This is a genomic window from Hydrogenophaga crocea (assembly GCF_011388215.1).
GTDB classification, from domain to species: Bacteria; Pseudomonadota; Gammaproteobacteria; order Burkholderiales; family Burkholderiaceae_C; genus Hydrogenophaga; species Hydrogenophaga crocea.
The window spans coordinates 1740029-1757618 of sequence record NZ_CP049989.1 but is presented as its reverse complement, the minus strand read 5'-3'; the positions used below and the strand labels follow the sequence as shown (position 1 = coordinate 1757618).

18 protein-coding genes, 1 tRNA gene and 1 riboswitch are annotated in these 17590 nt (G+C 70.4%); of the genes, 3 read left to right on the top strand and 16 right to left on the bottom strand.

Features of this window, described 5'->3' with window-relative positions:
- Positions 1-116 precede the first annotated feature (116 nt).
- Positions 117-1301, top strand: coding sequence for a serine hydrolase (locus G9Q37_RS08355; protein WP_166226752.1), 1185 nt, complete (start codon positions 117-119; stop codon positions 1299-1301).
- Here G9Q37_RS08355 and G9Q37_RS08350 read toward each other — a convergent pair whose 3' ends face one another.
- From G9Q37_RS08350 to G9Q37_RS08285, 14 genes are all read right to left on the bottom strand, one after another.
- A complete protein-coding gene (locus G9Q37_RS08350) occupies positions 1302-2105 on the bottom strand; it encodes an IclR family transcriptional regulator (protein WP_166226751.1) in 804 nt (267 codons plus the stop codon).
- Positions 2106-2169: 64 nt separating this feature from the next.
- The gene (locus G9Q37_RS08345) at positions 2170-2910 is read right to left on the bottom strand and encodes an arginyltransferase (RefSeq protein ID WP_166226750.1); all 741 of its coding nucleotides are present in this window, start codon (positions 2908-2910) and stop codon (positions 2170-2172) included.
- Positions 2907-3674 (bottom strand): leucyl/phenylalanyl-tRNA--protein transferase, encoded by a 768-nt coding sequence (aat, locus tag G9Q37_RS08340; protein ID WP_166226749.1) that lies wholly within the window; start codon positions 3672-3674, stop codon positions 2907-2909. Before aat ends, G9Q37_RS08345 begins: the two co-directional genes overlap by 4 nt.
- 30 nt (positions 3675-3704) lie before the next feature.
- Positions 3705-4052 (bottom strand): VanZ family protein, encoded by a 348-nt coding sequence (locus tag G9Q37_RS08335; RefSeq protein WP_166226748.1) that lies wholly within the window; start codon positions 4050-4052, stop codon positions 3705-3707.
- An 80-nt stretch (positions 4053-4132) separates the two neighbouring features.
- Positions 4133-4208, bottom strand: a tRNA-Asn gene (locus G9Q37_RS08330).
- Positions 4209-4266: 58 nt separating this feature from the next.
- Complete coding sequence (locus tag G9Q37_RS08325; RefSeq protein WP_166226747.1) at positions 4267-6447, bottom strand: TonB-dependent siderophore receptor; 2181 nt, start codon at positions 6445-6447, stop codon at positions 4267-4269.
- A gap of 69 nt (positions 6448-6516) precedes the next feature.
- Positions 6517-6619, bottom strand: a riboswitch (TPP riboswitch).
- A gap of 32 nt (positions 6620-6651) precedes the next feature.
- A complete protein-coding gene (locus G9Q37_RS08320) occupies positions 6652-7704 on the bottom strand; it encodes an NAD(P)/FAD-dependent oxidoreductase (protein ID WP_166226746.1) in 1053 nt (350 codons plus the stop codon).
- A gap of 1 nt (position 7705) precedes the next feature.
- Entirely contained in the window at positions 7706-8035 is a 330-nt protein-coding gene (gene fdxA, locus G9Q37_RS08315) for a ferredoxin FdxA (RefSeq protein ID WP_166226745.1), read from the bottom strand.
- A 45-nt stretch (positions 8036-8080) separates the two neighbouring features.
- Positions 8081-9385, bottom strand: coding sequence for a sulfate adenylyltransferase subunit 1 (locus G9Q37_RS08310; RefSeq protein WP_166226744.1), 1305 nt, complete (start codon positions 9383-9385; stop codon positions 8081-8083).
- Positions 9385-10371, bottom strand: a complete 987-nt coding sequence (gene cysD, locus G9Q37_RS08305; RefSeq protein ID WP_166226743.1) for a sulfate adenylyltransferase subunit CysD — start codon at positions 10369-10371, stop codon at positions 9385-9387. The genes G9Q37_RS08310 and cysD overlap by 1 nt, the downstream gene beginning before the upstream one ends.
- Positions 10368-11105: a phosphoadenylyl-sulfate reductase gene (locus G9Q37_RS08300; RefSeq protein ID WP_166226742.1), complete on the bottom strand. Its 738-nt coding sequence runs from the start codon at positions 11103-11105 to the stop codon at positions 10368-10370. The genes cysD and G9Q37_RS08300 overlap by 4 nt, the downstream gene beginning before the upstream one ends.
- A 10-nt stretch (positions 11106-11115) precedes the next feature.
- On the bottom strand, positions 11116-11511 hold the full coding sequence (locus G9Q37_RS08295; protein WP_166226741.1) for a DUF934 domain-containing protein: 396 nt from the start codon (positions 11509-11511) through the stop codon (positions 11116-11118).
- Positions 11512-11521: 10 nt separating this feature from the next.
- Entirely contained in the window at positions 11522-13303 is a 1782-nt protein-coding gene (locus G9Q37_RS08290) for a nitrite/sulfite reductase (RefSeq protein WP_166226740.1), read from the bottom strand.
- 18 nt (positions 13304-13321) lie between these two features.
- Positions 13322-14113, bottom strand: a complete 792-nt coding sequence (locus G9Q37_RS08285; protein WP_166226739.1) for a sulfite exporter TauE/SafE family protein — start codon at positions 14111-14113, stop codon at positions 13322-13324.
- Between the two features lie 172 nt (positions 14114-14285).
- On the opposite strand from G9Q37_RS08285, the gene G9Q37_RS08280 reads away from it, so the two are divergent.
- Entirely contained in the window at positions 14286-15074 is a 789-nt protein-coding gene (locus G9Q37_RS08280) for a hypothetical protein (RefSeq protein WP_166226738.1), read from the top strand.
- Positions 15075-15108: 34 nt separating this feature from the next.
- Here the strand turns inward: G9Q37_RS08280 and G9Q37_RS08275 are convergent, their stop codons facing one another.
- Together G9Q37_RS08275 and G9Q37_RS08270 are read right to left on the bottom strand one after the other, a co-directional pair.
- Positions 15109-16236 carry an FAD-dependent oxidoreductase gene (locus G9Q37_RS08275; protein ID WP_166226737.1) on the bottom strand — a complete coding sequence of 376 codons (1128 nt, stop codon included), beginning with the start codon at positions 16234-16236 and terminating at the stop codon, positions 15109-15111.
- Positions 16237-16290: 54 nt separating this feature from the next.
- Positions 16291-16566 carry an oxidative damage protection protein gene (locus G9Q37_RS08270; RefSeq protein ID WP_166226736.1) on the bottom strand — a complete coding sequence of 92 codons (276 nt, stop codon included), beginning with the start codon at positions 16564-16566 and terminating at the stop codon, positions 16291-16293.
- A gap of 248 nt (positions 16567-16814) precedes the next feature.
- Here G9Q37_RS08270 and G9Q37_RS08265 point away from each other — a divergent pair, with 248 nt between their 5' ends.
- Entirely contained in the window at positions 16815-17585 is a 771-nt protein-coding gene (locus G9Q37_RS08265) for a ferredoxin--NADP reductase (RefSeq protein WP_166226735.1), read from the top strand.
- The last annotated feature ends 5 nt before the right edge of the window (positions 17586-17590 follow it).

The window sequence follows — 17590 nt, the reverse complement described above, 5'->3', positions numbered from 1 at the left end:
TGCGTGGCCTTTTTCCTCCGATCGCTCAAGACAACCTTCCAAGTTTTTGATATTGCTGAATTTTTTCGGCGTCCCTATACTCCCGCCAGCGTTGGTCTGAGCCGGAGTGTGGAGTCATGTTGTTGCGTTCGAATGCCCTGAAATCGCTGTGTGCCCTGGTGATGGCCATGGCTGTGCTGGGCGGCACCACGCTGCCCACCGCTGCCCAGGCCTCGACCACCAACGCCAAGACCAAAAAAGCGCAGGTCAAGAAGGTGCCGGTGAAAAAGCCCGTCGCCGCCAAGACCGCCGCGGCCTCGCGCAAGACCGCCACCCGCAAGGTCAGCGTGGCCCGCGCCAAGACGCCCGTGCAGGCGCGTCGCAGCAAGGTGATGCAGCCCACGGCCAAGGCCGGTGCGGTCAAGGTCAGCAGCAGCCACCTGCGCGCCGTCAAGGCCGAGCCCGCTGCCGCGGTGATGCAAACGGCCATCGCCGCACCGTCCCCGTCCATGGCCCCGCGCATGGGCCTGCGCGACAGCGCCGATCACCTCGATTTCAACTCGAACGTCGCGCTGGTCATCGACCAGCAGACGCAGGAAGTGCTGTTCTCCAAGAACGACCACGCGGTGCTGCCCATCGCGTCGCTCACCAAGCTCATGACGGGCCTCGTCGTGGTGGACGAGAAGCTCGACATGAACGAGCCCATCACCATCACGCGCGACGACATCGACACGCTCAAGGGCAGCGGCTCGCGCCTGGCCGTGGGCACCACGCTCACGCGCGGCGAAATGATGCACCTGGCGCTGATGTCGAGCGAGAACCGCGCCGCCAATGCCCTGGGCCGCACCTACCCGGGCGGCATGCGCGAGTTCGTGCGCCTCATGAATGCCAAGGCGGCCCAGCTGGGCATGCACGACACGCGCTACGTCGAGCCCACGGGCCTCTCGAGCGACAACCGCTCGAGCGCGCGCGACCTCGCCACCCTGGTGTCGGCCGCCTACGAGCGGCCGATGCTGCGCGACCTCTCCACCTCGCCCGGCTATGAAGTCGACGTGGGCCGCCGCACCCTGCAGTACAACAACTCGAACCGCCTGGTGAAGAGCCCCGACTGGGACATCGGCCTGCAGAAGACCGGCTACATCTCCGAGGCCGGCCGCTGCCTCGTGATGCAGGCCCGCGTGGCCGGCCGCCAGCTCATCATGGTGTTCCTCGACGCCACCGGCAAACTCGGCCGCCTGCAGGACGCCGAGCGCGTGCGCCGCTGGGTCGAGAACCGCGGCGGTGATGTGCTCACCACCGAGCGCGCCCGCCCGCAGGGCTGATCAGCGCGCGCCGGGCCGCGGCAAGCGGTCGCTCGGGTGGCCGAGCGCGGCGGAGATTTCTGCCGCAGTCGCCTGCAGCCGAGGCAGCCAGCCCTCGTCGATGCGATCGGCCGGGGCCGAGATCGACAAACCCGCCACGAGCTTGCGCTGGTCGTCGTAAATGCCGGCGGCCATGCAGCGCACGCCGAGCTCCAGTTCTTCGTTGTCGCGCGCCACACCGGTCTGGCGGCATTGCGCGAGCTCGCGCTCCAGCGCGGGCAACTGTGTGAGGCTGTTGCGCGTATTGCCTGCGAGGCCGGTGCGCGTGGCGTAGGCGCGCACGCGCGCGGCGTCGTCGTCGGCCAGGAACAGCTTGCCGGTGGAGGTGAGGTGCAGCGGCGCGCGGCCGCCGATGGCGCGAACCACCTGCATGCCCGATCGCTCGCTGTAGGCGCGCTCCACGTACACGATTTCGTCGCCCTGGCGCACGCTCAGGTTCACCGGCTGCTGGATCTGCTTGTGCAGCTCCCGCATCGGGCCCAGCGCCGCGTCGCGCACGTTGAGTCGCGCCTTCACGAGGTTGCCGAGCTCGAGCAGTCGCATCCCCAGGCGGTAGCTGCCGGCCTCGGGGCGGTCGACGAAGCGGCCGATCGTGAGGTCGTTGAGGATGCGGTGGGCGGTCGAGGGGTGCAGACCGGTCTTCTCGCTGATTTCCTTGAGGGAGACCGGCTCCTCTCGCGAGGCGAGCACCTCGAGCAGGTTGAACATGCGCTCGAGCACCTGGACGGTGGGCGCTGACGGGGGGGTGTCGGTTCGCTTGATCATGATCGGGAGTGCAAGCGCCATCTTACGAGATGAAATCGACCCCGTGTGGCCGACGCGGCCCGGATCAGTCTTCCAGGCGTCTCCAGCGGCCGTCCACCAGCCGCTCGTGCGGGCGGAACCCGGCCTTGTAGGCCATCTTCGGGCTCTGCTCGATCCAGTAGCCCAGGTAGACGTGCGGCAGCTCCAGGGCCCGCGCCTGCTCGATCTGCCACAGCACGCTGTAGGTGCCGTAGGCCGCGCGCGCCTCGGGCTCGTAGAAGGTGTAGACGGCCGACAGGCCGTCGTTGAGCACGTCGATGATCGAGACCATGACCAGGCGCGACGGCTCGCCGTTCGCGTCGGGTTCGTGAAACTCCACGAGCCGCGAGTTGACGCGGCTTTGCAGCAGGAACTGCGTGTACTGGTCGACGCTGTCGTGGTCCATGCCGCCGCCGGCGTGGCGGCTGTTCTGGTAGCGCAGGTAGAGCTGGTAGTGCTCGGGCACGAAGCACAGCTTGAGCACGCGCGTGATCAGACCGGCGTGCTGGCGCTGGGCGCGGCGCTGGCTGCGGTTGGGCGTGAAGCCGTTCACCGGCACGCGCAGCGGGATGCAGGCGTTGCAGCCGTCGCAATACGGCCGGTAGGTGAACATGCCGCTGCGCCGGAAGCCGTGCGTGACGAGGTCCGAGTACGCGTCGTTGTGGATGAGGTGGCTGGGCGTGGCCACCTGGGAGCGCGCCTGCCGGCCCGCGAGGTAGCTGCACGGGTAAGGCGCCGTCGCGTAAAACTGCAGCGCCTGGAGCGGGAGTTCCTTGGGGTGCGTCACGCGCCGTCGTCAGAGGTGAGGATTTCGCGCCAGTATAGGGGGCTGAATTCCCAGTGCGGGGCGGGCTGCAGCAATGCCAGACGCACGTGCTGGACGAAGGCGTCGCGCGGCATCAGGCGCCCGCCGAGCGAGGCCAGGTGGGCCGTGTCCTGCTGGCAGTCGATCAGCGTGATGCCGTGCGCGCGGCAAAACGCCACCAGCGCCGCGAGCGCGATCTTGGACGCGTCGCTGCGGCGGCTGAACATGGATTCGCCGAACACCATGCCGCCGAGGTTGACCGCGTACAGCCCGCCGCACAGCTCGCCGTCGATCCAGGTTTCCACGCAATGGGCCGTGCCTGCGCGGTGCAGGCGGGTGTAGGCCTGCACCATGGCCGGCAGGATCCAGGTGCCGCTCTGGCCCTCGCGCGGCGTCTGGGCGCAGGCCTGGATCACGCGCAGGAAGTCGTGGTCGAAGCGCACCTCGAGCCGCTGCTCGCGCAGCAGCTTCTGCAAGGTCTTGCGCAGCGAGCGGTGCAGCCTGAAGCGCGCGGGCTCGAGCACCATGCGCGGGTCGGTGCTCCACCACAGAATGGGCTGGCCCGAGCTGTACCAGGGAAAGATGCCGCGCGCGTAGGCGGCCTGCAGCGTGGGCACATCCAGCACACCACCGGCGGCCAGCAGGCCGGGTGCGGGATCGCTGGGGCCCCAGGCCTGTTCCACCGGCGGAAACGGCTCCCCCGGCTCCAGCCAGGGCAGCGGTCTGGTGGGGGGCGTCTGGGTCATGGCGCTATTGTGCGCAGCGCCCGCCGCGCATCAAGCGCGACCCGTCCAGCGTGAGGGCAGGCAGTGCCACACGAGCAACGCCGCTGTGATGCCGATCACGTCGGCCAGCCAGTCGATCCATTCGCCATAGCGCCAGCCGGTGCCCCACTGCATGAGCTCGATCGCGCCGCCCCAGAGCACGAGCCCGGCCGCCAGCGGCCACACGAGCCGCGGATACGCGAGCAGCCCGAGCGCCGCGAGCCACGCAAAGCCCAGCGCGTGCTGGGCCTTGTCCCAAATGCTCATGACCTGCTGGGGCAGCAGTTGCACGGGGACCAGCGAAGCGATGGTCAGCACGCTGAGGCTGAGCCAGAAGCCGAGGCGGAGCAGGGTGCGCATGGGAGACAGAGCCGTGCCGGATGGCTCGGATTCCAGAAACGACAAAGGCCTTCGGATGAAGGCCTTTGCTGTGTGTTGGGTGGCTCCCCGACCTGGACTCGAACCAGGGACCTGCGGATTAACAGTCCGTCGCTCTACCGACTGAGCTATCAGGGAACAGCCTCAGAGTATAGCGTCATTTTGGGCCGTTTTCGAGTCCGCTCGCACGAACTTGTCAGAAAGCGGTGTCCATCGCCACGCGCAGGGTGCGCGAGGCGCCGGGGAACAGGTAGACGTGTTCGTACTGGTAGGGCGATTCCTGGAAGTAGCGGCGGTCGAACAGGTTGTGGATCGCCACGGTCCAGGTGGTGGGTCGGTTCATGAGGCGCGTGTCGTAGCGCAGCGAGGCGTCCACACGCGTCCACGACGGGATCTTGATCGACTCGTCGGGCAGCACCGTGCGGTTGCCTTCGTGCGAGAGGTGCGCGCCCAGGCGCAGGCCCGGCACCGCGGCCACGCTGTAGCCGAGGTTGGCGCGCAGCACCCATTGCGGCACGTTGGTGGGGCGCTTGCCGTTGAGCGCGGGCGTGAGCACCGAGTCGCGGCGCTCGGCGTCGATCCAGGTCACGCTGGTGTCGTACGACCACGCACCGCTGCGGCGGCCGCCCCCGAGTTCGAGGCCGCGGTGGCGCGCTTCGCCATCGATCACGCGCGTGCACGAGCCCGGCGTGCTGTCGCTGCAGCTGGCGCCGGTGTTGAGGCGGTCGGCCGACACCGGACGCGCCACATTGAACAGCGTGGCGTGCCAGCGCGAGCGGCCGTCGTCGGCCTTGACGCCGATCTCCCACTGGTCGCTCTTGAGCGCGGGCAGGGCCTCGCCGTTGTTGGTGTAGCGCGCGCGGCCCGCCACCACCTCCGACTCCACGCCCTGGCCCCAGCTCGCGTAGGCCGTGTGCACGGGGCTGAGCTTCACGCTCATGGCGAGCCAGGGCGTGGTGAAGTCCTGGCTGTAGTCAGTGGCGCGGCTGCCGTCGGTGCGCACGCTCTGGCGGTCCAGGCGCGTGTGGCGCAGGCCCAGCCAGGTCTGCAGCGCGGGCGTCCACTGGATCACGTCGGTGGCGAAGAACTCGGTGCTGCGTTCGGTGCGGTTGGTGAAGGGGTCGGTGAAGCTCGGGTCGGCGGGCAGCGTGGGCAGCGTGAAAAGGTTGCCCGTGCCCACGGCGGCGTTGTTGTCGGCCTGAGGCTGGCCGCGCACACGCAGCCGGCTGGTGAGCACGCCGGCCGAGAGCTTGTGGCCCACGGCGCCGGTCTCGAACTGGCCGTTGATGCGCCACTGCGCGGCGGTGGTGTTGCGCTTCTCGTTGAGGCTGCGGAAGTCGTAGAGATCGAAGTCGCCGTTGGGGCAGTAGCGGTCGGCATAGTAGGTGCCGCTGCCGGCGTCGAAGCAGCCGAACGGGTAGGCGAGGAAGTCGTCGGTGCGCAGGCGCTGCGTGCCGAGCTGGGCCTGCCAATTCCAGCGCGCGTCGATGGCCTGGGTGTAGCGCAGGCTGCCGCTGAAGTTGCGGAAGTCCACTGGCTGGCTCCAGGGCTGGGTGTTGATGTTGATCTTGGGGTCGGCCGGCGGCAGCGCGTTGCCGAGCAGGCTCAGGCCCGGCACGCTGGGCTGGCGGCGGCGCGAGAGTTCGAACTCGGCTTCGAGCAGGCTGTCGCGCGAGAGGCGCGCGTCGACCGCGAGCGCGGCCAGGCCGCGCCAGCCCTCGGTGCCGCGCGCCTCGCCCTTGAGCCGTTCGCCCGCGAGGTTGAGGCGGTAGCCGAAGTCGCCTTCGGCGAGCCGGCCGCCCAGGTCGAGGTGGGTGAGCGCATTGCCGTTGCTGTTGACCTCGGCGCGCAAGCGGCGCAGCGGCTCGTTGGTGGGGCGCTTGACCACGGCGTTGAACAGGCCGCCGGGCGCGCTGGTGCCAGCCTGAATGCCGCTGGTGCCCTTGAGCAGTTCCACACGCTCGAGGTGTTCGAGCGAGAGGCTGGTTTCGGCACTGATGGGCAGGCCGTCGCGGCGGTAGTTGTAGCTCGGGTCGAGCACGAAGCCGCGCACGCTCGCGTAGTCGTAGTAGCCCGCGGCGTTGTAGGCGTCGCCCACCGAGCTGTCGAAGCGGTAGAGGTCGCGCAGCGTGCGCGCGCCGCTGTCGGCGATGGCATCGCTGCCGACCACGGTGGCGCTCACCGGGGTCGACGACAGCGGCTGGTCGCCGAAGCCGGTGACGTCGGCCGTGGCGTCTTGCGCGGCGCTGCGGATGGTGACGGGCGCGAGCGTGGTGTCGGCGCGCGGGGCGGGCTGGGCGGGCTGGGCGTGCGCGGTGGCGCACAGCGCGGCCGCGAGGGCCACGGGGAGCAGACGGAATCGGTTGTGCGTTGCCATGTGGTGGGTCCGGTGACGGTCCATGGCAGGTGGGCGTGGCGGGCGGCCGGGGCCGCACGGCGTGCGGTGGCTGCTTCGCTGCTGCTTCCCTGCGCGAGGATTACCTCAATCAGGTTCGAAGGGACTCTCTCAGTCGCGGCCGGCGAAGGCCACAACACCCCTAGCGGATGCGTTGGTGAAAACGCGCGCGGATTGTATCGGGCCCTAGCCCGGAGCGACGCCCAGCAGCCGTTTGAGCCTGGGGCTTGTGGTGGTGTACTGCAGCGGCAGGCGCTCGTCGGGGCGCAGCTGCGCGGCCGCGGCGAAGGCCGCGAGTGTGGCCTCGTGGAAGCCGCAGAGGATCAGCTTCTTCTTGCCCGGGTAGGTGTTGATGTCGCCCACCGCGAACAGGCCCGCCTCGCTGGTTTCGCAGCTCTCGGGCTGGACCACGAGCTGCTTGCGCTCCATCGCCAGGCCCCAGTCGGCCACCGGGCCCAGGCGGGGCGACAGGCCCAGCGCCACCAGCAGGTGGTCGAGCGCCAGGGTTTGCGGCTGGCCTTGCGGGTCGAGCAGCTCGAGCGCCTGCAGCCGCCCGGCCTGGGCGCGCAGGCCCGTGGGCTGGCCCACCACGAGCGCGATGCGGCCTGCGGCGATCGCGGCCTGCACGCGTTCGAGCGCGGCCGGGTCGTCCGAGCCCAGCACCTCGCGGCGGTGCAGCAGGCTCAGGCGCGCGGGCGGGGCGGGGCTGTCGAGCAGGCGCAGGGCCCAATCGATCGCGAGGTCGTCGCCGCCGTGCACCACCACGTGCCGGCCCGCGAAGGCCGCGGGGTCGTCGAGGCGGTGCTGCACCTGGGCGGGCTCGAAGGCCTCGATGCCTTCGAGCTTGAGGCGTTTGGGCTGGAACGCGCCCACGCCCGCGGCGATGAACACGGTGCGCGCGAGGAAGGTGGTGCCGGCGCTGCTGCCCACGCGCCAGCGCTGGTCGGCCTCGCGCTGCAGCGTGGTCACCGACTGTCCCAGGTGCAGGGTGGGCGCGAACGGCCGCACCTGCTGCTGCAGGCGCTGCACCAGCTCACGGCCGGTGCAGACCGGCAGGCCGGGGATGTCGTAGATCGGTTTGTCGGGGTAGAGCTCGGCGAGCTGGCCACCCAGGTGCGGCAAGGCGTCGATCACCTGCGCCGCGATGCCCTGCAGGCCGAGCTGGAACACCTGCCACAGGCCTGCCGGGCCGGCGCCGATCACCAGGGCATCGGTTTCGATCGGCGCAATGTCGGACATCTCAGCGGATCAGCTCGCCGAGTTTGCCGGTGCGGTCTTTCCACTCCTCGGCGTCGGGCAGCGGGGCCTTGCGCTTGGTGATGCTCTTCCAGGTGGGCAGCTTGGCGAGCTCGGCGTTGAGCTCGGTCATGTGAAGCTGGTCCTTGGGCAGGTCTTCTTCCGCGTAAATCGCGCTCACCGGGCACTCGGGGATGCAGACCGCGCAATCGATGCACTCGTCGGGGTCGATCGTGAGGAAGTTCGGACCTTCGCGGAAGCAGTCCACGGGGCAGACATCGACGCAGTCGGTGTATTTGCAGCGGATGCAGGCTTCGGTGACGACGTGGGTCATGGTGGGGTGGGCGGGAATTCGGAAAACAGCGATTTTACGGCGGGCTCAGCGCACCAGCACCGCGGCGGCCGTGCGGTGGCTGGCGGTGTCCACGAGCACCAGCGCACCGAGGGCGCGCGAGCGCACGAAGGGCTGCACCGCGAGCGGCTCCTGCAGCGCGAGCTCCACGTGGCCGATGGCGTTGGGCGGCAGCTCGGTGGCGTCGTGCTCGGCCAGGGTGTGGATGTCGAGCTGGTGCACGATGCGCTTGACCTTGGCCTTGACCCAGCGGTGCCCGTGCAGCGCCCAGTAGGTGCGGCCGGGCAGCAGGGGCTCGTCGTCGAGCCAGGCCAGGGTGGCGGCGATCTCGCGCTGCGGCGCGAGCGACTCGCCGGCCTCGTCCACGGCCAGCAGCCAGTCGCCGCGCGAGACGTCGAGCTCGCGGTCGAGCACGATGCCCGCGCTGTGGCCCGCGGCCACGGTGCCGGGCTGGCGCACGTGGTCGAGCACCTGGGCCACGACGGCGGTCTGGCCGTGGGGCGCCACGCGCACGCGCTGGCCCGCGGCGAGCGTGCCCGCGGCCACGCGGCCCCAGAACACGCGGCGGCCCTGCGAGGTGTCCGACGAGGACGAGAACTTCTCCACCCACTGCACCGGAAAGGCCAGCGGCAGCGCGGCGTCGGGCGCGGTCACGGGCAGCTGTTCGAGCAGTTCGAGCAGCGTAGGGCCCTGGTAGCCGCACCAGCCGGCGGCCTCGGGGCCGTCGACCACGTTCCAGCCCTTGAGGGCCGACACCGGCACCACGGCCTTGAAGGCGAGTTCGGCCTGCACGGCGAAGGCGCGCAACGCGGCACCGATGTGCGCGAAGGCCAGGGCGCTGTCTTCCACGGCGTCGAGCTTGTTCACCGCGAACACCACGGAGGGCACGCGCAGCAGCTTGAGCAGCAGGCTGTGGCGGCGCGTCTGCGGCAGCAGCGCGAGCGCGGGGTTGCGCCAGTCGAGCTTGGTGGCGTCGACCAGCACCACCGCGGCGTCGGCGCTGCTCGCGGCCGTGACCATGTTGCGCGTGTACTGCTCGTGGCCGGGGGCGTCGCCGATGATGAACTTGCGCGCCTCGGTGCTGAAGTAGCGGTAGGCCACGTCGATGGTGATGCCTTGCTCGCGCTCGGCCGACAGGCCGTCGGTGAGCAGGGCGAGGTCGGTCTGGCCCTGGCGCTGCACGCCGGCCAGGTGGTCCTGCAGCACGGCCTTGCTGTCCACCAGCAGGCGGCCGATCAGGGTGCTCTTGCCGTCGTCGACGCTGCCGCAGGTGATCAGGCGCAGCGCGGCGCGGGTGTCTTCGGCGACGGGGGTGGCGGTGGCGGTGCTCATCAGAAGTAGCCCTCTTTCTTGCGGCGCTCCATCGAGGCGTCGCTGGTCTTGTCGTCCATGCGCGTGGCGCCGCGCTCGCTGACCTCGGCGGCCAGGGTCTCGATCACGATGTCCTGGGGCGTCGCGGCGGTGCTCTCCACCGGGCAGGTGCAGGTGATGTCACCCACGGTGCGGAAACGCACGTCGCGCAGCTCCACCCGCTCGCCCTCGCGCGGCGGGGTGAGTTCGGTCACCGGCACGAGCAGGCCGCGGCGGTCCACCACTTCGCGGCGGTGCGTGTAGTAGATCGAGGGCAGGGCGATGTTTTCGCGCGCGATGTACTGCCACACGTCGAGCTCGGTCCAGTTGCTGATGGGGAACACGCGGAAGTGCTCGCCGCTGTGCAGCCGGGTGTTGAACAGGGTCCAGAGCTCGGGGCGCTGGGCCTTGGGCTGCCACTGGCCGAAGCTGTCGCGGTGCGAAAAGATGCGCTCCTTGGCGCGCGCCTTTTCCTCGTCGCGGCGCGCGCCGCCGATCAGCGCGTCGAAGCGGAATTCCTCGATCGCTTCGAGCAGCGTGACCGACTGGTGCACGTTGCGGCTCTCGCCCGGGTGGGCCAGGCGCACCGTGCCGCGCTTCATCGAGTCTTCCACGCTGCGCACGATCAGCTCGGCGCCCAGCTCCTGGGCGCGCTGGTCGCGGAAGTCGGTCACCTCGGGGAAGTTGTGGCCGGTGTCGATCATCAGCAGCGGGTAGGGGATGCGGCCCGCGCCAAAGGCCTTCTCGGCGCACTTGAGCATCACCAGCGAGTCTTTGCCGCCCGAGAACAGCAGCGCGGGGCGTTCGAAGGCGCCGGCCACTTCGCGCAGGATGAAGATGGTTTCCTCTTCGAGCGCGTCGAGGTGGGCGTTGCTCAGCTGGTGGGCCGAGGCCTGCATCTCGTGCGAATCGTGCGAATCGTGCAAAAGGGCGGTTTCGACCACGGCGGGTTCGGTGCGGGCGTTCATGCGGGGGTCCGATCAAGAGAGGACACGGCGGCTTGCACATGCAGGCCGCATTCCTTGGCGCTTTCCTGCTCCCACCACCAGCGGCCGGCGCGGAAGTCCTCGCCGACGCTGATGGCGCGGGTGCAGGGCTCGCAGCCGATGCTGGGGAAGAAGCGGTCGTGCAGTTCGTTGTAGGGCAACTGGTGCGTGGCGATGAAATGCCACACATCGCCCCAGGTCCAGTCGACCAGGGGGTTGAGCTTCACGCGCGCGGGCTCCTGCACCACCTCGCCCACGTCGGCGCGTGCGTTCGACTGCTCGCGGCGCAGGCCGGTGATCCAGCCGTCGTGGCCGTCGAGGGCGCGCGCCAGCGGCTCCATCTTGCGCACGTCGCAGCAGGCCTTGCGCAGCTCGATGCTGCGGTACATCGCGTCGTCGCCGTTCTGGCGCACGAAGTGCACCACGGCTTCGTGCTGCGGGCGGAACACGCGCACGGCGGTGGCGTAGCGCTGCTCGATCCGCGGGATCAGCGCCAGGGTTTCGGCGTGCAGCTTGCCGGTGTCGAGCACGAACACGCTGGCCTCGATGCCGGCCAGGTGGATCAGGTGCGTGACCACCATGTCTTCGGCGCCCAGGCTGGATGCCTGGGTCAGCCGCGGGTGCAGCGCGGCCTGCGCCTGCAGCAGTGCAATGGCGCGCTGCACCTTGGTGTCGAAATCGGCCGAGGGGCGGTCGTAGAGGTCGATGGCACTCATGGGGCGGTCCTCAGGCGGCGGCGGCTGATGCGGCGGTTTGTGGCGCGGTGTGCACCGCATCGCCCTGGTAGAAGCCGGGGTAGTGCGCGAGCAGGCGCTGCGCGTGGGCCAGGTCCTGGCCCGCGGCCAGCACGGCCTGCGTGAAGCCGCTGCGCTGCATCTGCAGCACCTGGTCGATCAGCACGTCGCCGGTGGCGCGGATCTCGCCCGTGAAGCCCAGGCGGCGGCGCAGCAGAAAGGCCTGGCTGAAGGCGCGGCCGTCGGTGAACTTGGGGAATTGCAGCTCCACCACGCGCACGCCCGTGAGGTCGGTCTCGCGCGGGTCGTCGGTGTTGGCGAGCACGCGGCGCTCGGCCTCGCTCTCGGCGGGGGTGAAGCGGTCGGCCAGGAAGAGTTCGATGGTCATGGCGCGGTCCTCAGGCGGTTTCGGTCGTGCGCGCGGTGGCGCTGCGCACCGCGTTGGCGGCGGTCTTGAACGGCTCGATGCCGACGCGGCGCAGCGTGGCGATGAAGGTCTCGTCGGCCTCGCGCTGCGCGCGGTAGGTGTCGAGCACGGCTTCGAGCACCTCGGGCACTTCGCTGGCGGCGAACGAGGGGCCGATCACCTTGCCCGGCGTGGCCGCGCCCGACAGGCGCGTGCCGTCGGAGCCGCCCAGCGTCACCTGGTACCACTCCTGGCCGTCCTTGTCGACGCCGAGGATGCCGATGTGGCCGCTGTGGTGGTGGCCGCAGCTGTTGATGCAGCCGCTCATGTGCAGGTCGATCTCGCCCAGGTCGTGCAGCTCGTCGAGGTCGGTGTAGCGCGAGAGCACGGCCTGTGCGATCGGCAGCGAGCGCGCGTTGGCGAGGTCGCAGAAGTCGCCGCCGGGGCAGGCGATCATGTCGGTGAGCAGGCCGATGTTGGGTTTGGCCAGGCCGAGCCGGCGCGCCTCGCGCCAGAGCTCGGGGAGCTGGTCGCAGCGCACCCAGGGCAGCAGCAGGTTCTGCTCGTGCGTCACGCGCGCTTCGCCGCTGGAGAAGCGGTCGGCCAGGTCGGCCGCGCGTTCGAGCTGTTCGGCGGTGGCGTCGCCGGGCGCCTGGCCCACGCGCTTGAACGACAGCGTGACGGCGCGCAGGTCGGGGTTCTGGTGCGGCTTCACGTTGCGCGTGAGCCAGCGGCTGAACTCCAGGTCGTCCTCGGCCGCGGCCTTGAGGATGTGGGCGATCTTGGCATCGGCGCTCTTGCGGTCGCAGCTCGCGGGCGGCGGCGCGAAGAAGGCGGTGAGGCGGTCGAGCTCGGCCTGGGTGATGGTGTGCGGCGCGCCGTCTTTGTCGAGGATGTCGCGGTACTCGGCTTCCACCGCATCGGCGAAGGCCTGGCCTTCGGCCTTCACGAGGATCTTGATGCGCGCCTTGTAGGCGTTGTCGCGGCGGCCGAAGCGGTTGTAGGCACGCACGATCGCTTCGAGGTAGTTGCGCATCTGGTGCCAGGGCAGGAACTCGCGGATCACCGTGCCGATGATGGGCGTGCGGCCCATGCCGCCGCCCACGCGCACCTGGAAGCCCAGCTCGCCGTCCACGTTGTGCCACAGGCGCAGGCCCACGTCGTGCCAGGGCGTGGCGGCGCGGTCTTCGCGCGCGCCGGTGATGGCCACCTTGAACTTGCGCGGCAGGAAGGCGAACTCGGGGTGCAGCGTGCTCCATTGGCGCAGCAGCTCGGCGAAGGGGCGCGGGTCGGCCACCTCGTCCACGGCGATGCCCGCGAGCGCATCGGTGGTGGTGTTGCGGATGCAGTTGCCGCTGGTCTGGATGCCGTGCAGGCCCACCGAGGCCAGCAGGTCCATCACGTCGGCCGAGCGCTCGATCGGGATCCAGTTGAACTGCACGTTGGAGCGCGTGGTGAAGTGCGCGGTGCGGTCGGGCAGCGAGGGCACGTCGGCCAGCGCGGCGTTGGCCTTGCTGGTGTCGTGCGCTTCCTTGTGGTCGAACTCGCGCGCCACGCGGGCCAGCACGCGCAGCTGTTCGCTGTTGATGTCGCCGTAGGGCACGGCCACGCGCAGCATGGGCGCGAAGCGCTGGATGTACCAGCCGTTCTGCAGGCGCAGCGGCTTGAAGGCGTCGTCGGACAGGGTGCCGGCCTGCCAGCGCTGGAGCTGGTCGCGGTACTGGGCGGCGCGCAGTTGGACGAATTGGCGGTCGAAGTCGTTGTAGCGGTACATGGCGGAGCGTGGGGGAAATCAGATCGCGATCAGCTTGAGGCCGGCGTAGCCGATCAGCACGGACAGGCCCGATCGCACCAGCCGCTCGGGCGTGCGGTGCACCAGGCGCGTGCCCAGCCAGATGCCGGGCAGCGAGCCGCACAGCAGCAGGCCCAGCAGGTGCCAGTCGACCGAGCCCAGGCTGGCGTGGCCCAGGCCGGCCAGCAGCGTGAGCGGCACGGCGTAGGCGATGTCGGCGGCCACGATGCGCGGCAGCGGCAGCAGGGGAAACAGCAGCAGCAGCACCGACACGCCGATGGCGCCGGCGCCCACCGAGGTCAGCGTGACCAGGGTGCCGATGAGCGCGCCGAACAGCACCGGCAGCGCGGGGTGGCGCGCGCGCATGGCCTGGTCGAGGTCGGCGTGGTTCAACTGGCGCGGCAGCTGGCGGCCGCGCGCGGCCTTGTAGAACATGGCCAGCGCGGTGAGCACCAGCGCCACGCCCAGCGTCAGCGTCATGGCCTTTTGCACCGGTGCGCTCGCGGGCCCCACGCGGTGCAGGGTGTAGAGCGTGAGCGCGGCGGCCGGCAGGCTGCCCGCCGACAGCCAGGCCACCACGCGCCAGGGCACGAGCTTTTGCCGCGCCAGGCTCAGGGTGCCGCCGGCCTTGGTGGTGGCCGCGAACAGCAGGTCGGTGCCCACGGCCAGGTAGGGCTTGACGCCGAAGAAGAAGATCAGGATCGGCGTCATGAGCGAGCCGCCGCCCACCCCTGTGAGCCCCACGATGAGGCCCACGGCGAATCCGGCGATGACGATGGCGTACTCGGGCATGGCCGGCACTGTAGGCAGCACGGCTTATTCGGCGAACTACATTTTTCTCATGCGCCTATAGCTGGCTGGAATAAGCCGGTGGCCGGACCGGGGCGTGAACAAGCGCACGGCGGCCCGGGCCGTTCGCGGAACCACCGGGAAACCGGTCCGCGGGGCACTACCATCGCGGACCATGCTGGGTGCTGGTGTGCTGGTTCAGGTGATCGGGTTCACGGACGTGGAGCGCCACGCCCTGAACACCGTTTTTCGTTTGTCGCGCGAGCGCGAGGTGGTCTATGCGCCCTGGAACGGCACCGGCCCCACGGGCGAGCCGCCCCCGGTGCTGCTGGTGGACGGTGACTGCGCCGAGGCGGTGCTGTCGTCGGCCCGCGCGCCGCACGAAAGCCAGCGCCTGATCTGGGTGGGCAGTGACGCGCCCGACCACGCCTGGCGCGTGCTGGAGCGCCCCATCAGCTGGGCCGACCTGCTGCACGATCTCGACGCGGTCTTCGCCGCCACCCAGAGCGATTCGGGCCTGCTCGATCTGGACGTGACCCAGCCCGCGCCGCTGGACATCGACGTCGGCAACTTCCCGCAGAGCGCGGTGCGCCGCGCCCTGGTGGTGGGCGTGGGCGAGGAAGAGGGCCTGTACCTGCGCACCCGGCTGTCGCTGGCGGCCGTGCCCTTCGTGGACGAGGCGCGCACCACCGAACGCGCGGCCGAGTGCATTTCGCAGTTCGACTACCTGTGCGGGGTGTTCAACCTCGACGACCACCACATCGACGCCTGGGGCCTGATGCAGCTCTTTCGCGAGCGCTACCCCCAGGCCATGACGCTGGCCATCACCGAGCTGGCCAGCCCGCGCGGCGGCTGGTGGCGCCGCCGCCGCGTGCAGCAGCACACCCGGCGCCTGGGCGTGTCGGCGGTGCTGCCGCGGCCGCTGCAGCCGCCGGTGGTGTCGCAGTGGCTGGACATGCTCTGAAGCCCGGGCCGCTGTAGGCCGGGCGCGCCGCCGCTCAGCCGGGCCCGCGCCGGGCCGCGCGCCAGGCGAAGCGTGCCGGGTCGATCGCGTCGCGCAGGTCGGCCTCCAGCGGCAGCGGTGCGCCGTCGATGGCCGAAGCCAGCCATTCCCCCGCGAACGCGGCCAGCGAGAGGCCGCGCGAACCGAAGGCGCAGCACAGGTGCAGGCCGTCCAGGCGCGGCAGGGCCGCGAGCGCGGGCCAGCGCTGCGGGCGTTCGGGCCAGGCCGCGGTGTCGGGCGCGGCGCCGATCAGCGGCAGCCGGTCGAGCGAGGCGCAGCGCACCCCGGCCCAGCCCAGCAGCCGGCCCGCGGCGAGATCGCCCGCCATGGCCTCGGCCGCGGCGGGCGAGAGCGGGCGCAGCCGCTCGAGGTTCTCGTGGTGGGCGGCGGCGTCGAGCGCGGTGTCGGTGGCGCCGCGGCGAAAGGTCGAGCCAATGGCCCAGATGCGCTCGGGCCACAGGGGGGGCAGTCCGGGGTCGTGAAAATCGGGCACGAACACGCCGTCGTCGCGCTGCGGGCGTTCGGCCAGCGCCGGCCCTTGCAGCGGGCCCAGGCTCAGCTGGCCCTGCACCGGTCGCAGCGGCAGCGCCAGGCCCAGGGCGTCGGTGGGGGCGCGGCTGCCCAGCGCGGCGGCCAGCACCACGGTGGCGCTGCGCGCGAGCTCGGCCCCCGCCGCATCGAACAGGCGCCAGCCGCCGTCCACGCGTTCCAGCCGCGCCAGGCGCGCGCCCAGGCGCAGCGAAAGGCGGCCGCTCGCGCGGGCTTCGTCGACCCAGGCCTGCACCAGCGCGCCCGGGCGCACCAGGGTGGCCGGGTGGCGGCCGGGATCATGGCCGTGGTTGTCGACCTCGGTGGGCCACCAGCCGCGGCCCGGCGGCAGCAGGCGTTCGAGCTCGGCGCGCATCCGCGGCACACCGAGCGCGGTCAGGCGCGACAGGGGCGTGGGCGAGCGTGTCACGTGCGGGCTCAGCATGCCCACGGGCAAGGCCGAGGCGCCGTCGGCGGGGCGATCGCCCGCGCTCAGCAGCTGCACGGTCCAGCCGCGGCGCACCAGGTGTGCGGCCACGGCCGCACCCGCCAGGCCGGCGCCCACGACACAGGCGTGGCGGGGATCGTGTTGCATGTCAGAAAGCAAGAGGCCCGCTCGCGGCGGGCCTGCAAGGCTGGGGGCGGGCGCTCAGGGCGCCGTGGGCGGCACGAAGCCGGCGGCCGCGTCCGCGCCTTCGCCGAAGAAGTGCTTTTCCATCTGCCGCGCCAGGTACTGGCGGGCACGCGCGTCGGCCAGGTTCAGGCGGTTCTCGTTGAGCAGCATGGTCTGGTGGCGCAGCCAGGCGGCCCAGGCTTCCTTGCTCACGCTTTCATAGATCTTCTTGCCCAGCTCGCCGGGGTAGGGGGGAAAGTCCAGGCCTTCGGCTTCCTTGCCCAGCTTGATGCATTGAACCATTCGTGCCATCGGGGTGTCCTTGTCGTGGGCCGGCGCGTTATGCGGCCGAGTTATATCGGATGGAATAAACGATTCGTTCGTGTTCGAGGCCGGCTGCGGCAAGATGCGCGCCGAGCGTCGCGGTCGATCGTCCGAGGGCCTGCACTGTAGCAAGCTTTGATCTGCCACAAGCCCGTGAGGGTCGGCGCTGCGGCCCTGGCGGGGCCGCTTTTTACAATACCCCTGTCGCCCCTCGCGGGGCCTACCTGTTTCCCACCATGAGTGCATTCAACGAAGAGCGCGTGCTGAGCGTTCACCACTGGACCGACCGCCTCTTCAGCTTCACCACCACGCGCGACACCTCGCTGCGTTTTTCCAACGGCCACTTCACCATGATCGGCCTGCGCGTGGACGGCAAGCCGCTGCTGCGCGCCTACAGCATCGTGAGCCCGAACTGGGCCGAGCACCTGGAATTCCTGAGCATCAAGGTGCAGGACGGCCCGCTCACCTCGCGGCTGCAGCACATCCAGCCCGGCGACACCGTGATCGTGGGCAAGAAGCCCACGGGCACCCTGCTGATCGACTACCTGCTGCCCGCCAAGCGCCTGTACCTGCTGGGCACGGGCACGGGCCTGGCGCCGTTCATGAGCATCATCCGCGACCCCGAGACCTACGAGCGCTACGAGCAGGTGGTGCTGATCCACGGCGTGCGCCAGGTCAAGGAACTCGCCTACCGCGAGCTCATCACAGAGACGCTCAAGCAGGACGAATTCCTCGGCGACATGGTCAAACAGAAGCTGCTCTACTACCCGACGGTCACGCGCGAACCCTTCATGCACCAGGGCCGCATCCCGCAGCTGCTGGCCGACGGCGTGATCGCCAAGGACCTGGGCATTCCCCCGCTCAACCCCGCCGAAGACCGCGTGATGATCTGCGGCAGCCCCGAGATGCTGCGCGACCTCAAGGCCTTGTGCGAGAAGCTGGGCTTCAAGGAAGGCAATACCACCACGCCGGGTGACTTCGTCATCGAGCGTGCGTTCGTGAGCTGAGCGCG

What these genes read in the sequence shown, in the direction of transcription:
- G9Q37_RS08355 (WP_166226752.1), top strand. Translation starts at nt 117, where the DNA reads ATGTTGTTGCGTTCGAATGCCCTGAAATCGCTGTGTGCCCTGGTGATG.
- G9Q37_RS08350 (WP_166226751.1), bottom strand. Translation starts at nt 2,105, where the DNA reads ATGATCAAGCGAACCGACACCCCCCCGTCAGCGCCCACCGTCCAGGTG.
- aat (WP_166226749.1), bottom strand. Translation starts at nt 3,674, where the DNA reads ATGACCCAGACGCCCCCCACCAGACCGCTGCCCTGGCTGGAGCCGGGG.
- G9Q37_RS08335 (WP_166226748.1), bottom strand. Translation starts at nt 4,052, where the DNA reads ATGCGCACCCTGCTCCGCCTCGGCTTCTGGCTCAGCCTCAGCGTGCTG.
- G9Q37_RS08325 (WP_166226747.1), bottom strand. Translation starts at nt 6,447, where the DNA reads ATGGCAACGCACAACCGATTCCGTCTGCTCCCCGTGGCCCTCGCGGCC.
- G9Q37_RS08320 (WP_166226746.1), bottom strand. Translation starts at nt 7,704, where the DNA reads ATGTCCGACATTGCGCCGATCGAAACCGATGCCCTGGTGATCGGCGCC.
- fdxA (WP_166226745.1), bottom strand. Translation starts at nt 8,035, where the DNA reads ATGACCCACGTCGTCACCGAAGCCTGCATCCGCTGCAAATACACCGAC.
- G9Q37_RS08310 (WP_166226744.1), bottom strand. Translation starts at nt 9,385, where the DNA reads ATGAGCACCGCCACCGCCACCCCCGTCGCCGAAGACACCCGCGCCGCG.
- cysD (WP_166226743.1), bottom strand. Translation starts at nt 10,371, where the DNA reads ATGAACGCCCGCACCGAACCCGCCGTGGTCGAAACCGCCCTTTTGCAC.
- G9Q37_RS08300 (WP_166226742.1), bottom strand. Translation starts at nt 11,105, where the DNA reads ATGAGTGCCATCGACCTCTACGACCGCCCCTCGGCCGATTTCGACACC.
- G9Q37_RS08295 (WP_166226741.1), bottom strand. Translation starts at nt 11,511, where the DNA reads ATGACCATCGAACTCTTCCTGGCCGACCGCTTCACCCCCGCCGAGAGC.
- G9Q37_RS08290 (WP_166226740.1), bottom strand. Translation starts at nt 13,303, where the DNA reads ATGTACCGCTACAACGACTTCGACCGCCAATTCGTCCAACTGCGCGCC.
- G9Q37_RS08285 (WP_166226739.1), bottom strand. Translation starts at nt 14,113, where the DNA reads ATGCCCGAGTACGCCATCGTCATCGCCGGATTCGCCGTGGGCCTCATC.
- G9Q37_RS08280 (WP_166226738.1), top strand. Translation starts at nt 14,286, where the DNA reads ATGCTGGGTGCTGGTGTGCTGGTTCAGGTGATCGGGTTCACGGACGTG.
- G9Q37_RS08275 (WP_166226737.1), bottom strand. Translation starts at nt 16,236, where the DNA reads ATGCAACACGATCCCCGCCACGCCTGTGTCGTGGGCGCCGGCCTGGCG.
- G9Q37_RS08270 (WP_166226736.1), bottom strand. Translation starts at nt 16,566, where the DNA reads ATGGCACGAATGGTTCAATGCATCAAGCTGGGCAAGGAAGCCGAAGGC.
- G9Q37_RS08265 (WP_166226735.1), top strand. Translation starts at nt 16,815, where the DNA reads ATGAGTGCATTCAACGAAGAGCGCGTGCTGAGCGTTCACCACTGGACC.